12 protein-coding genes are annotated in these 12,983 nt (G+C 65.3%); 10 read left to right on the top strand and 2 right to left on the bottom strand.

The genetic code is table 11. From position 1 onward, the window contains the following. Window positions 1-6: 6 nt before the first annotated feature. The 6 genes from LZC94_41345 to LZC94_41320 all read left to right on the top strand — a co-directional run bounded on the left by LZC94_41345 (window position 7) and on the right by LZC94_41320 (window position 6,176). Complete coding sequence (locus LZC94_41345) at window positions 7-1,731, top strand: GMC oxidoreductase (protein ID WXB14258.1); 1,725 nt, start codon at window positions 7-9, stop codon at window positions 1,729-1,731. Window positions 1,732-1,801: 70 nt separating this feature from the next. Beyond that, window positions 1,802-2,854, top strand: a complete 1,053-nt coding sequence (locus tag LZC94_41340; protein WXB14257.1) for an aromatic ring-hydroxylating dioxygenase subunit alpha — start codon at window positions 1,802-1,804, stop codon at window positions 2,852-2,854. Window positions 2,855-2,953: 99 nt separating this feature from the next. Next, a complete protein-coding gene (locus LZC94_41335) occupies window positions 2,954-3,676 on the top strand; it encodes an SDR family oxidoreductase (GenBank protein WXB14256.1) in 723 nt (240 codons plus the stop codon). Between the two features lie 12 nt (window positions 3,677-3,688). Further along, window positions 3,689-4,558, top strand: a complete 870-nt coding sequence (locus LZC94_41330; protein WXB14255.1) for an alpha/beta hydrolase — start codon at window positions 3,689-3,691, stop codon at window positions 4,556-4,558. 131 nt (window positions 4,559-4,689) lie between these two features. After that, on the top strand, window positions 4,690-5,295 hold the full coding sequence (locus LZC94_41325) for a TetR/AcrR family transcriptional regulator (GenBank protein ID WXB14254.1): 606 nt from the start codon (window positions 4,690-4,692) through the stop codon (window positions 5,293-5,295). A gap of 116 nt (window positions 5,296-5,411) precedes the next feature. Beyond that, window positions 5,412-6,176 (top strand): hypothetical protein, encoded by a 765-nt coding sequence (locus LZC94_41320; protein ID WXB14253.1) that lies wholly within the window; start codon window positions 5,412-5,414, stop codon window positions 6,174-6,176. A gap of 48 nt (window positions 6,177-6,224) precedes the next feature. Here LZC94_41320 and LZC94_41315 read toward each other — a convergent pair whose 3' ends face one another. Both LZC94_41315 and LZC94_41310 read right to left on the bottom strand, forming a co-directional pair. Further along, entirely contained in the window at window positions 6,225-6,515 is a 291-nt protein-coding gene (locus tag LZC94_41315; GenBank protein WXB14252.1) for a protease inhibitor I42 family protein, read from the bottom strand. A 22-nt stretch (window positions 6,516-6,537) separates the two neighbouring features. Next, window positions 6,538-8,199, bottom strand: coding sequence for a C1 family peptidase (locus tag LZC94_41310; GenBank protein ID WXB14251.1), 1,662 nt, complete (start codon window positions 8,197-8,199; stop codon window positions 6,538-6,540). 298 nt (window positions 8,200-8,497) lie between these two features. On the opposite strand from LZC94_41310, the gene LZC94_41305 reads away from it, so the two are divergent. From LZC94_41305 to LZC94_41290, 4 genes are all read left to right on the top strand, one after another. After that, window positions 8,498-9,064, top strand: coding sequence for a metallophosphatase family protein (locus LZC94_41305; GenBank protein WXB14250.1), 567 nt, complete (start codon window positions 8,498-8,500; stop codon window positions 9,062-9,064). Between the two features lie 41 nt (window positions 9,065-9,105). Further along, window positions 9,106-10,329: a DUF5050 domain-containing protein gene (locus LZC94_41300; protein ID WXB14249.1), complete on the top strand. Its 1,224-nt coding sequence runs from the start codon at window positions 9,106-9,108 to the stop codon at window positions 10,327-10,329. Then, the gene (locus LZC94_41295; protein WXB14248.1) at window positions 10,330-11,574 is read left to right on the top strand and encodes a hypothetical protein; all 1,245 of its coding nucleotides are present in this window, start codon (window positions 10,330-10,332) and stop codon (window positions 11,572-11,574) included. 328 nt (window positions 11,575-11,902) lie between these two features. Further along, window positions 11,903-12,979 carry a glycoside hydrolase family 5 protein gene (locus LZC94_41290; protein WXB14247.1) on the top strand — a complete coding sequence of 359 codons (1,077 nt, stop codon included), beginning with the start codon at window positions 11,903-11,905 and terminating at the stop codon, window positions 12,977-12,979. Window positions 12,980-12,983: the final 4 nt, after the last annotated feature.

The following is a 12,983-nucleotide window of genomic DNA, read 5'->3' as shown; positions in this document are numbered from 1 at the left end:
GAATGAATGGTGCGTTCGATCTGGATGACCGCGACCGCGGCCGTATGTGTGTTGGTAGCGACGGATGGCGCAGCCGCCGAGCCGTGTGAGTCCGTCGATTACCCGGCCATCGTCGTCGGGAGCGGCTACGGTGGCTCGGTCGCCGCCGCGTACCTGGGGCAAGCGCGCATCAAGACCTTGGTGCTCGAGCGCGGCCGCGATTGGACGGTGCGCGATCCCACCACCAACGCCACCTTCGCCACCCTCGACACGGTCACCGCCCCCGGCGGCGACGTCCGCAGCACCTGGATGAACACCAAGTGCGTCGGCAACTCGTACCTGGCGTTCGGCGGCCCATTCACGTGTCCGGTCGGCACCGGCATCCTCGAGGAGCTCGACGATTCCACGGCGCACCGCGATGCCTCGCCCGCGCTCCGCGTGAACGGCGTAAAGGTCCTGGTGGCGTCCGGCGTGGGCGGTGGCTCGCTCGTCAACAACGGCGTGACCTTCGAGCCCACCAAGCAAGGCTGGGACGCCGCCTTTCCCCCCAGCGAGCTGCCGTTCATGCAGCAGGTCTGGTCCGATCTCGCGGCGCGCCACTTTCAGCGCGCATCGCAGCGCCTCGGGGCCTCGCCGACCCCGGGCGATATCCTCGACACCGAGTACTACCGGGGCACCCGGCTCATGTCGGCCTTCGCCGGCGCCGCCGGCTACCCGCAGGAGACGGCGAGCGATCCCTCGACCCTGACCTTCGGCCACACCAACGCGCCCACCATCGTCGACTGGAACAAAGTCCGCGACGAAATCTCCGGCAGCCGCGTGCCGGCGTTCATCCAAGGCGAGACGTACTGGGGCAACAACAGCGGCGCGAAGAAGTCGCTCGACAAGCCGCAAGGGTACTTGGGGCGCGCGGTCGCCACTGGAAACGTGGTGGTGAAGCCGCTCCACACCGTGACCGGAATCACCTACGATCCCCGCACGCGCGTCTACTCGGTCGCGGTCACCCGCACGGACGAAGCGTACAACGTCTTGGAGACGCGGACCTTCACCACGCACCACCTGTTCATGGCGGCGGGCTCGGTGGGGACCACCAAGCTCCTGGTGCGTGCACGCGATACCGGCGCGCTCCCCAACCTGAACGCGCACGTCGGCACGCGCTGGAACACCAACGGCGATATGGCGCATTTCCGCTTCGTCAGCTCCACGCCATTGCCGCAGGGCGGCCCCGCCGGCGAAAAGATCACCGACTTCCGTGACGCGCAGAACCCCGTGGTCATCGAGGCACCCCCGCTGCGCGCGCCCTCGTTCTTCGCCTCCGATCCGCGCTTTCAACCCTTCCTCGGCGCCATGCTGACCATCGCGTTCGGCGTCCCCACCGGCAAAGGAACCTTTCACTACGAGCCCTCGAGCGACACCGTGGTCCTCGACTGGCCCGCGGACGGCGCGGCGAACGTCTACAATCGCGTGACGGGCCTCCTCTCCGATCCGGCGTTCCCCGGCACGCCCTTCATCCTGCCGCAGGCGCGCTCGCAGGGCACGTCGTTCCACCCCTTGGGCGGCGTACCGCTCGGGTTGGCCACCGACGCCTACTGCGGACTTCGCGGCTACCGCGGCTTGTACGCCGTCGATGGCGCCATCGTCCCCGGGGCCTCCGCGGTGGCCAACCCCACCTTGCTCATCACGGCCTTGGCCGAGCGATGCATGGCGCAGCTCACCCCCCGGATCGCCCTCGAAGAATCGGAGGCTCGCTGAGCGCGGGCGCGCCTCGCGCGGCGTGAGGCCGCGACCGTCCCAAAAAGTTCATCCGCCCACGAGGAATCCCATGCTCATTCGGAACGCTTGGTACGCCGCGGCGTTATGCAACGAAATCAAATCGGAGGAGCTGTTCGCGCGCACGCTCTTGAATGACAAGATCGTGTTCTATCGAACCTCCGAGGGAAAGGTGGCCGCCCTGGAGGATCGCTGCATCCACCGCCAGGTGCCCCTCTCCAAAGGCCGCCTCAAGGGCGATCAAATCGAGTGTTGGTACCACGGGCTGCGCTACGAGCCGAGCGGCAAGTGCGTTCATATTCCCAGCCAGCGCACCATCCCGGCGCGCGCCTGCGTGCGAACGTATCCGGTGGCCGAGAAGTACGGGTGGGTGTGGCTCTGGATGGGCGATCCCGCGCAGGCCGATGAGGCGCTGGTGCCCGACCATTGGCCGTGCACGTCGCCCGAGTTCGCCGGTGAGATGAGCTATTTTCATATCAACACCGACTACCGGCTCGCCGTCGACAACCTGCTCGACCTCTCGCACATCGCCTATGTGCACCCGAAGACCATCGTGTCTCAGGCGGTGGCCGAGGCCACCCCGGAGATCACCGTCAAGGAGAACGAGGTGCGCGTCCGCCGCACCCTCCGCAACGAGACCACGCCGCCGCTGCTCAAGCAGATGATGGGGCTCGACCACATCGACCGCGTTCAAGAGGTCGTCTATTGGCCCGTCGCCAACACCCGGGTCGAGACCTTCGCGCACCCGCCGGGCCGCCCCGAGGGCCCCGTCTTGCGCCTCTTCACCACGTCCATGTTCACCCCCGAGACGAACGACTCGATCCACGCGTGGGTGGGCATGCACCGCGATTTCGCGCTCGGGCACCCCAAGCTCACCGAGGCGATCACCAAGGAGGTCATCGTCACGGTGCTCGAAGACAAGGACGTGACCGAGCACCTGCAGAACAATTGGAAGAACGACGCGCCCCTCATCCACCTGGCGGTCGATCGGGCAGCCTTCGCCGCGCGCGAAATCCTGGAGCGGCTCTACACCCGCGAAAATGCGACGCGCACCGATACCAAACGCTACTTGGTGTCGGGCGAACACGGTACGTCCGGCCCGTGACGCGTCGCGGGGCGATGCGCGACTTGACGGACATATTATCATGGTAATATGTTGACCGTGCGCTGAAGGCGCCGTCGTGGCTCGAGTGGAGGTGAAGCGATGAATATCGAAGGCAGCGTGGTGTTCGTAACGGGGGCCAATCGTGGCATCGGCCGTGCCGTCGTGGACGCGTTCGTGCAGGCGGGCGCCTCGCGCGTCTACGCGGCGACGCGCAGCCCGCAGGCGGGGGACAACCCCAAGGTCGTTCCCATCGAGCTCGACGTCACCGACTCGAAGGCCATCCAAGCGGCCGCGGAGAAGGCGGGGGACACGCAGATCCTCATCAACAACGCGGGGATCCTGGCCGCGCAGCCGCTCCTCGGAGCGACGGATCCGGAGGCGGCCGAGCGCGAAATGCGCACCAATTATTTCGGTACGCTCTATGTGACCCGCGCGTTCGCGCCGGTCCTGAAGCGCAATGGCGGCGGCGCCATCGTCAATTTGCTTTCGATTCTATCGCATATGAACATGCCGCACGTCGGCTCGTATTGCACGTCGAAGGCGGCGCTGCTCTCGCTCACCCAGGGCATTCGCGGTGAGCTCGCGCGTCAAGGGACGTTCGTGGCCGGCATTCTGCCCGCCTTCGTAGACACCGATATGGCCAAACGCGTCACCCTCCCCAAGTTGTCGCCCCAGGCCGTAGCCGAAAGCGTCCTGACCGCGATTCGCGAGGGCAAAGAGGAAGTGTACCCCGGCGCGGCGAGTGATATCGTGGCTCAAATCCAACGCGATTCGAAGGCCGTGGAGCGGCAATTCGCATCCATGTTTCGTCCGCCCGCCTGAACTCGGAGTCCCATGGCCACCGACAACCGGAACCCGTTCGCCACCCGAGCGGCCGTCACCCTCGTCCATCTCGGCGTCCGCGGATTGAGCGCGGTGGCGCCGCGCTTCGTGGAGAAGAAGGCGGCGTCGTTCTTCTTCACCCCGCGGCCCAAACGGCGAAAGTCGAAGCTCCCGAACGGGGAGTCGCGCGCGTTCCGCGTGCCCTTTCAATCCGGTTTCATCGCGGCCTGGGAAGAGGGGCCCGCCCACGCGCCCGTGGTCTTGCTGGTGCACGGCTGGGAGGCCGACGCGCGTCAATTGGATCCCTTCGTGGGCCCGCTCCTCCGCGCCGGCTTTCGCATCGTGCGCTTCGATCAGCCGGCGCACGGCCTGTCCTCGGGCAAACATGCGTCGGTGGTCGACTTTCGCGACGCGGTGAGGCGCATGGGCGAGCACCTCGGCGCGTTGCATGCCATCGTCGGCCACTCGGTGGGGGCCACCGCCTCGGCGCTGGCCGTCGCCGATGGCTTGCGTGTCGATCGCGTGGCTTTGATCGCACCGGTTCGTGAGCCGGGCGGGGTCCTCGGCCGCATCGCCGACTCCCTCGGCCTCGCGCCGGCGCGCCGCCATGGCATGCTCGAGCTGGTGCGCGGCCGCATCGGATCGTTCGAGGCGCTCGACGTCGCCCTGCGCGCCCGCGATCGCTCCCAGCCCGCGTTGATCGTCCACGCCAAAAACGACCGGATGATTCCCTTCGAAGAGGGCGAGGCGATCGCGGCGGCGTGGCCAGGTGCCCAGTTGTTGGCGCCGCCCAGCCTGGGACACCGGCGAATCCTGAAAGACGACGCGGTGATAGCCGCGGCAATCGAGTTTGTCGCACGCGGCCGCGAGATCCGTGCATAATGCACATCTAACGGCACATTTGGTCGATTTGGCAGTGTCAATCGCACAATGGTCAATCGCGGTTTTTTCTCGTTGCAATCGGCGAGCGGAATCCTTGACGAGCGCGAGATGAGCGTCATATTTTCGACTTAATGAATGCAAAAGCGGTGCAGAAAGAGCGTACGCACAACGCGATACTCGCCTCAGCCTCGAAGCTTTTGCGCACCCGCGGAATCGCAGGGGCCAACATCGTCGACATCATGAAAGGGACGGGTCTGACCGTCGGGGGCTTTTATGCCCATTTCGCGTCGAAAGACGCCCTCGTGGCCGACGTGCTCCGTCAAGCATTGGGGGAAATGAGCGCGCTCCTCTTCGATGGGCTCGAAGAGGACGGGTCATCCGAGCGGCTCAAAAAGATGCTCCGGCGGTATTTGACCCCCAAACATCGCGATAATCCCGAAATGGGCTGTCCGCTCCCGGCCGTCGCGAGCGAGCTCTCCACCACCGCGGCGGTGCCCGAACATCGCGAATGCCTCGCCGACGAGCTCTCGAAGTGGGCCGCTGAAATGGGCGATCGAGCGCCCACCGTCGACCAAATTTCCCCGCGCCACCTGGGCCTCGCGCTCATCGCGGTGATGTTCGGAGGCCTCTGCCTGTCGCGCGCGGTCGCAGGAACGCGCCTTTCGGATGAAATCCTGCGTGCTTGCAAATCGTTCGGGCAGCTCGGGGTCGCCGCCTCGTTGGGTGAGCGTTCGTAGTCGCGTGTGACGCGCACCGCGTCACCCCTTGGGGTGACATGACTCCTGACCGCTTCGACCGAACATGCGTACCAGGTATGAAGCGAGCGACCTTTCGAGCGGTAAGTGCCCTCGCCTTGGCCTGGACGTGCGTTCATTCCCGTCAAGCGTGGGCGGCCGACCAAGCGAGTCCCGCGGATCCCGTTCCCGCGGCGAGCGCCGTTCCAGCGAAGTGCGAGGTACCGGCGGGTGCGAATCCCGCGCTGGCCGACATCGACCCCGCCGAGCGCACGCGGTTCATTCGCGATCGCTTGCATCACGACGCCGCGAACGCGCGCATCTGGTCGTGGGGCTGGGGCCTCGGCAATGTGGCGGCGGGCGCGGCGAGCTTTACGCTCGGCGTGTTCGAGACCGATAAAACCAAGCGCACATGGGATTTCATATGGGCGGGCGCGGCGCTGATCCCGCCGGCCCTGATCGTGTTCTTTCCGCTCTCCGTCATGAAGGATTCGCGCGAGCTCGATGGCGTTTCCTCGAGCGATCTAGGAACCTGCGCCACGGTGGGGCGCGCCGAAGCCCTCCTCGAGCGCGACGCCGAGCAAGAGGAGTCGGGCATCGCTTGGTACAACCACGCCCTCGAGATCGGGCTCAACGTGGCCATCGGCGTGACCTTGGGGTACGCGCTCGACGACTGGGTCGACAACTCCATCTCCGCCGGCGCCGCCATCGTCCTGGTCGAGTCACAGCTCTTCACGCAGCCCGTGGGCGCCATTCGCGCCCGCAAGCGCTATTTCACGGGCGACCTGAGCTCTTCGCACGAGGCGCGCGAATCCGTCCGCTGGATGGTGACGCCGCTCGCCTTGCCCCACGCGAGCGGCATCGCCATCGGTGCTCGATTTTAATGGCATGATCGGCGAATCCGGCGAACGCGCTGCCCATTCGACGCCGGCTCAAATGACCTTTACGGTCACCGCCAACGAATCGATGGCCTTGGCCTCCCAAGGCCGCTCGAGCGTCAAATCGATGGCATGCTCCCCCGGTTCGAGGGCACGAAATCGAAAGATCTGCGTACCGGGCCGGCCCGGATGACCCGGGCCCACCTCGTGCTCGTATTCGCTCGACAGGAGCTCGACCCCGTCCGGGAGCGCGTGCACCTTCCACACGTATCCCGTCGTGGGGTTCGATTCGACGCGCACGGCGAACTCCTCGCCGGCGGCCGCGGTGACGGTCTGCGGTGTCACGGGATGACTCCTCGGGAGCAGGTTATCGAACGTACCACTTATGGTACATGGCCGAATCCGTGCCTTCCACGAAGCAATCGAGCCGGCCCTCCGCCCACGAGCTGGTGCCAACGCCCGAGCTCAACGTGCCGCCCAGGTCTTCTTCGCCGCTCCAGCGCGAGCCATCCCACCACTTGTGCCACATATGCGAATTTTGACCGGGATAGAATACGTCGATGCGATTGGGCCCCCACGACTCCGCGCCCGGTCCATCGGACAGAACGCCGCCCAGATCTTCCCAGTTGCTCCAGCGCGAGCCGTCCCACCATTTATGCCATAGGTGCATATCGCAGCCGCGCACGAAAGTATCCAATCGATTGGCGCTCCACGACGAGACGGCGGGGGCCGAGCTCAAGCCGCCTCCCAGGCTCTCCCAACCGTGCCAGCCGGTGCCGTCCCACCAGAGATGCCACATCGCCTGATCCATGCCTTTGGCAAATACATCGATGCGATTGGGTCCCCACGAGACGGCCGCGGGGTCCGAGGACAAGGTCCCGCCCAGGCTCTCCCATCCGCTCCAGCCGCCCTGATACCACTTGTGGTAGAGGCGATGATCGAGCCCCACCGCGAAAATATCGAGCCGGCCGCTGGCCCACGCGCAAATCGCCGGGGCGCCCTGGATCTGGCCGCCGAGCGACTCCCAACCTCGCCACGCGGAGCCATCCCACCAGCGATGCCACACCGCGGAGTCGAGGCCGCGCGCCACCACATCGATGCGGTTCGGTCCCCACGACACCGCGCTGGGCTTGGAGGTGATCTGCCCGCCCAGGTTCTCCCATCCTTGCCAGCCGCGCCCCGATGGCAGCACGACGCCCTGCGCCGTCCAGAAGGGAAACTCGGTGTCGATGCCGGCCTCGCCGTACGCAATTTTGAAATAGCCGCCGTTGCCCCAGCTCGAGCCCCAGGAGTTTTTGCAGATCCAACAGCTCTCGGCCTCCGAATAGCCAATCACCTGAACGCAGTGCAGCCCCATGTCCGCGCCGTTCACATGATGATAAACGCCGCTCGCATAGGAGAAGAAATCATTGAACACGTGCATGACCGCACAGCACGGCCCCACGTTGGTCAGGTAATTCTTGCGATCCACCACATTGGAGAGGGTGCCCGAGGTCGTGACTTTGACAGCCTTCTCGTCCCGGCCCGGAACGACGATGCACTTGGGGTTGGGCGGCGGCGCCTCGAAGGCGGCCGAATACGGGAACGAGCCTTCGTCGGGGATGCCGCGCACCTTCACCTGCGCGATGGCCTGGTCCGGCCACCACCCGTTGCAGTTCGCGCCATGGCTCGAACAGAAATGCAAATCGGCCTCCGAGAGATCGAGCCGCTGCCCTTTCTCGATCGAGGCCATCGACTCCACGGTGGCGGTCGTGCAAAACGAGACGCACGAGCCGCAGCCGCCTTGGTCCTTTACGGGCGTGACATGATTTCCATTGCGATTCCGCCAATCGACGGCGGGCGCAAAGTTGGGCGCGGCGGAGGCCTGCGGTGCCATGGCTGCCGCCAGGGCCGCCGGGTCGACCACGACCCCGAGCAGGTTCTTCTTGGCCGCGTCGCTCAAGTTGGAGTGACCGGTGTGTCGGGGCTGCCACCGCGCGCGCGCGTGCGAGAGGTCCGCCGTCAATGTCTGAATGTCGAGAACAGGCATGACATTTTCCTCGTACTGATGGATGGACAATTGGGATCGGCCTCGCGCAACGCGAGATCGGGTGCGCCCGCAGGGATGCTGGCGCACGATGGACGTATCGCGAGCAAAACGGACGCCATCGGGGGGCCCGCGCGGGCATTTCGAGAATGCCCAAGGATGTTCGTGGTGAGCGTCGAAAAGGAGCACACCGGCGAAGGCGGGCCGTCTAAGAGATCGACAGGGCCGTTTGGTATTTCGAGGCGCACGATCTACTGTGTTTGGAATGGGTAGAACGAACACCGAACCGAAGCCATCGACCGTGCGCGAGTCCATCGCGTTCGGCGGCGGGCTCGAGGAAGGAGCGTTGCGTCTGGTGGTGGTGGCGGACACGCATGGCAAACCCCATCCGCGAAGCGCCGAGCTCATTTCCAAGGAGCGGCCGGATCGCATCCTGCACGCGGGTGACATTGGTGACATGTCCGTCCTCGAAACGCTCGCCACCATCGCGCCCGTCTCCGCGGTGCGCGGAAACATCGACGGCCATGGGGCCGATATCCCCGATGTTCGAATTCTCGACATTTGCGACGGCGACGCGGTTCTGTTGAAGCTCCTCTTGCTCCACATCGCCGTCAACGGCCCCCGCCTCCGCGCCGACGCCGTGCGGCTGGCGCAAGCCGAAGATGCATCGGTGGTGGTCTGCGGGCACTCGCATGTACCGTTCTTGGGTCGCGATCGCGGGCTGGTGATGTTCAACCCCGGCTCGATCGGGCCGCGCCGCTTTCAGTTGCCCATTCTCTTTGGCGTGATTCATATCAATCGCCATCGCGTGGAGATGAAGCACATCGATTGCGAATCGGGGGCCGTATGGCGACCGGGCGCAACGTAGACGTCACGCGCCGCGTTGAACGTCGCGCGCAACGCGTGGCGATGGTGGGCGTCGCCGTGCTGGGGATCGGGATCGCGGCGGCGTGGGTGGCGTGCAACGAGATCGTCGGAAATGAGAGCCCGACCCGGGTGGATCCATCTGGGCCCGATGGCGAGGTGGACGCGCCCGTCGCCCGTTGCGACGGGGGCACCTGCGGCCAGGACGCATGCGACGGTCCGTGCGTCATCGACTGCCGCGAAGCGATGGTCACCGATCCGGACAACCATTGTGGAAGTTGCGAGCGGTCGTGTTTGGGGGGCAAGTGCGAAGATGGCGGGTGCACGCCCGTGGAGGTCTCCGAGGGTTCGTACCCCCTGGACGTGCTGGTCGATCCGGCGAGTGACGGGTACGTGTACTGGGCAACGGGCAACAATTCGGGGCCATCCCGCATTCTGCGGCGGCCGAAGTCGCTCCAGAGCCCGCCCGAGACCGTGTTCGAGGGCGGCACGCAGCTCTTTTCTCCGCCCTTGGGCATGGCGGGCGATCATTTGTATTGGCTCATGCACGGCCCATCCGCGAATGGTCGCACCACGGTGAACTGGGCCAACAAGGACGGTTCATCGTGGCAGTCGTTCGAGCCCGAGGGCAACGTGTGGACGACCGTAGCCCAGGACCCGGCGGCATTGTATTGGACGGCCTTGGAGCCGAAGCCCGCCATCCGGCGCTGGCCGCTCGGCGCGGATCCTTCCAAGGTCGCAGCTTGGTGGCTGGAGCCGGGCCCGGGTAACCCCGCATCGCGCAGGTTCCTGGCGATCGAAGCGGAGCCGGGGCCGAACGAGCGAATTTTTTGGCTCGAGAGCGATGGCGTTTACCGAATCGAGAAGAACGGAACCCGGCAGAAGCTCTTGGCTCACGATTTCTACTCCGCGCCGGGCTCGTACCTCGCCGTGACGAAGAGCGATATCTATTTCGTGACCAGTGACAATCAGATCGTGCGCATGAACCATGACGGCGAATGCCCCGGTGAGAAGGTGTGCCCGGAGGTCATCGTCCCGTCGTACTCCCCCAAGAACGTGCGCGCGTTGACGATCGATGACGATAAGCTCTATTGGGGCGTTTACCCCGATGGCTATCTCATGCGGATCGACCTCGATGGGACCCATCTGGTGACCTTGGCCAAGGTCAACAACGGAGGCGTGGTCGGCATCGCCTTCGATGATCGCGCCATCTATTTTCTATCGGGGTCTCGGTCCGGCAAGGGCTCCGTGTGGCGGATGGCCAAATAGATGCGCGCCGCGCTGGCAGGCCTCATCGTCGCGGGGGTCGTGCTCGCGGTGGCGGCGTGCAACGAGATTGTAGGAAATGAGGAGCCGACTCGCTGGGATCCACCTGGGCGCGATGGTCGGACCGATGGCGGGAAGGGCCCGACCTTCGACCTTTGCGACGGAGGCACCTGCGGCCAAGACGCGTGCGATGGGCCATGCATCGTCGACTGCGGGGACGCGATGGTCACGGATCCGGACAACAATTGTGGGAGGTGCGGACGTTCGTGCCTGGGGGGCAAGTGCGTCGACGGCGGGTGCACGCCCGTGCTGGTCTCGCAGGAGGAATACCCGGTGGACGTGCTCGTCGAGCCCGAGCCCGAAGGGTACGTGTATTGGGCCACGGGCTCCGAACCCGCGCGCTCCCGGATCATGCGCCGCGCAAAATCCCTCGGAAAACCCCCCGAGATCGTCGCGGACGGCGGCGCGCCGTTCTTTTCCCCGCGCATGGGGATGCAGGGGGGCCGCCTGTATTGGCTCACGGACGAGCAAACCACCAGCGCGCACCGCACCAAGGTGAACTGGGCCAACAAGGACGGTACGTCCTCGCAGCGCTTCGAGGTCGAAGGTTCGGCGGGCGCCGTCGCGCACGATGGGGCGGCCATGTATTGGACGGTCTATCATCCGCGGGCCGCCGTCCGGCGCTGGCCACTCGGCGGTGATGCGTCCACCATGGCCACCTGGTGGCTCGACGCGAAGACGAGCGACGCGGGGGCGCGCACATTCACGGCGCTCGTGGCGGAGCCGGGGCCGAGCGAACGTCTCTTCTGGCTCGACAGCGATGGCGTTCACCGCATCGAAAAAAATGGCGCCGAGCCGAAGCTCGTATCCTCGGCGGGCTCGCCCTCGCCGGGTTTGACCCTCGCCGTGACGAAGACGGAGCTCTATTTTTCGACGCTGACGCCGCAGGCCATCGTTCGCACCAACCACGACGGCCAATGTCCTGGCAAAACGACGTGCCCGGAGGTCGTCGTCGATTCGGAGTTCGTCGGAAACGCGCGCGCGCTCACCATCGAGGGGAACACGCTCTATTGGGGCAATTACCCAATGGGTGGCCTCATGCGCGCCAACCTCGACGGCTCCAGGCCAACCACGCTCGCCACCCCCGAGATCGGAGGCGTCGTCGGGATCGCCCTCGACGATCGCGCCATCTACTATGTAACGTCGTTCTTCAGGACCTATGGCTCCGTGTGGCGGGTGGCCAAATAAGTCCACGCTGCGCGGGAGGAGATCTCCGAGCGCGCGGCGGCCGCCGCGAGAACAGGGCGTTCCCTGGATCGCACCGGCGGTCGGGTGGGATCTCGAAACGAGCAATCGGCCTTATTTCAGGCGGTCGCACATGAGAATCGTACGATCGCTGGATCGCGGCCGATACTCTCCTCGATCCAGGGATACCTCGTTGCTCACCATTTTTACCATGAAACGGCTTCATGCAAGTATGCACTGAGAAATGCCCGTCGATGGTCGCGCGGTGCATATCCTTTGCAGAGCGCCGCGCATGCTATTCCAACGAAACTTCTCGGTCGTGAAGAGCCCGATGATCGCTGCAGCGCTCGGTCTGGGAGTATTGGCGGCTGGCTGCTCCTCGCAAGCCCGAGATTCATCGGCCCCCGAAGATGAAACGGGCACGCGCAGCGACGGTTTGAACGGGCGCGCGGCGGATCTCTCGACGTGCACCGGTACCAATCTTCAACCCGTGTGGGATCCGAACGATTCGGATGGAACGTGGGGGCAGTCCGTTTACACGAATATCCGACAGAAGGGGTTTACGTGTGTTCGGTTCGTACTCTTCTGGGACGACTTCGAGCCCGCGCAGGGGAGGTGGAACGAGAACGCCTTCGCGTCGCTCGAGGTCGGATTCAATCGCGCGAGCACCGCGGGGTTGAAGGTCATCGTCGACGCCGTTCACCTCTACGGCCAGCCCGAGGGCCAGTCGCGCGTGCCGCAGTGGGCGCGGGAGGACGATGGCATGACCGCCGTCACCCTCCACGGCCGTCCGTTCCTGCAGCAACTCGCGGTCCGCTTTGGAAAGCACCCGGCCATGGGCGCGTACGATCCCGTCAACGAGCCATTCCGCTATCCGATCGACAGCGCGTCGGTGCTTGCAGATTACACGAAAATCGTAGATGCCATTCGGGAGAAGGATACGGCCACGCCCATCATGATCGAGCCGACCGGCGGCCTCTCGAAGGTGAAGCCGGAGCACTTCGCGTCGTTCAAGCCCAGGAGCCGCGCGAACCTCATTTGGTCCATTCACGACTATTACGCGGGCGGCGCCGGCGACGGCTTCAAGTCGGACGGGTTGGGCGACGCCAACTATGCGACATGGGATGGCACCCGCGGCTACCAGCCGTCGGCGCAGCGCCGGCGCGATATGGCGGCGGGGCTGCAAGTGAGCCTCGATACGGCCAAGCAGCAGGGAATGACCCTCTGGGTCGGCGAGCTCGGCATCGGGCGGACGGCCCCCGGGCACGATGCGTTCATCGCCGACAAAGTGGCGCTCTACAAGTCCAAGGGCGTGGGCTACGCGTGGTGGGAATACTACGATCGGAACGTCTTCAGCATGGTCAACGAGGACGGCACCTGGAAACCGTGGGTCGATAAGCTGAAGTAGCGAT

It is taken from the genome of Sorangiineae bacterium MSr11954 (assembly GCA_037157815.1).
GTDB lineage: Bacteria > Myxococcota_A > Polyangia > Polyangiales > Polyangiaceae > Pendulispora > Pendulispora albinea.
Note: the sequence above shows the minus strand (reverse complement) of the source record. Positions and strands in the feature narration are given on the sequence as shown.

Excerpts from the sequence above, each read along its gene's own strand:
- LZC94_41345 (WXB14258.1), top strand. The coding sequence starts at position 7 with ATGGTGCGTTCGATCTGGATGACCGCGACCGCGGCCGTATGTGTGTTG.
- LZC94_41340 (WXB14257.1), top strand. The coding sequence starts at position 1,802 with ATGCTCATTCGGAACGCTTGGTACGCCGCGGCGTTATGCAACGAAATC.
- LZC94_41335 (WXB14256.1), top strand. The coding sequence starts at position 2,954 with ATGAATATCGAAGGCAGCGTGGTGTTCGTAACGGGGGCCAATCGTGGC.
- LZC94_41330 (WXB14255.1), top strand. The coding sequence starts at position 3,689 with ATGGCCACCGACAACCGGAACCCGTTCGCCACCCGAGCGGCCGTCACC.
- LZC94_41325 (WXB14254.1), top strand. The coding sequence starts at position 4,690 with ATGAATGCAAAAGCGGTGCAGAAAGAGCGTACGCACAACGCGATACTC.
- LZC94_41310 (WXB14251.1), bottom strand. The coding sequence starts at position 8,199 with ATGCCTGTTCTCGACATTCAGACATTGACGGCGGACCTCTCGCACGCG.
- LZC94_41300 (WXB14249.1), top strand. The coding sequence starts at position 9,106 with ATGGTGGGCGTCGCCGTGCTGGGGATCGGGATCGCGGCGGCGTGGGTG.
- LZC94_41295 (WXB14248.1), top strand. The coding sequence starts at position 10,330 with ATGCGCGCCGCGCTGGCAGGCCTCATCGTCGCGGGGGTCGTGCTCGCG.
- LZC94_41290 (WXB14247.1), top strand. The coding sequence starts at position 11,903 with ATGATCGCTGCAGCGCTCGGTCTGGGAGTATTGGCGGCTGGCTGCTCC.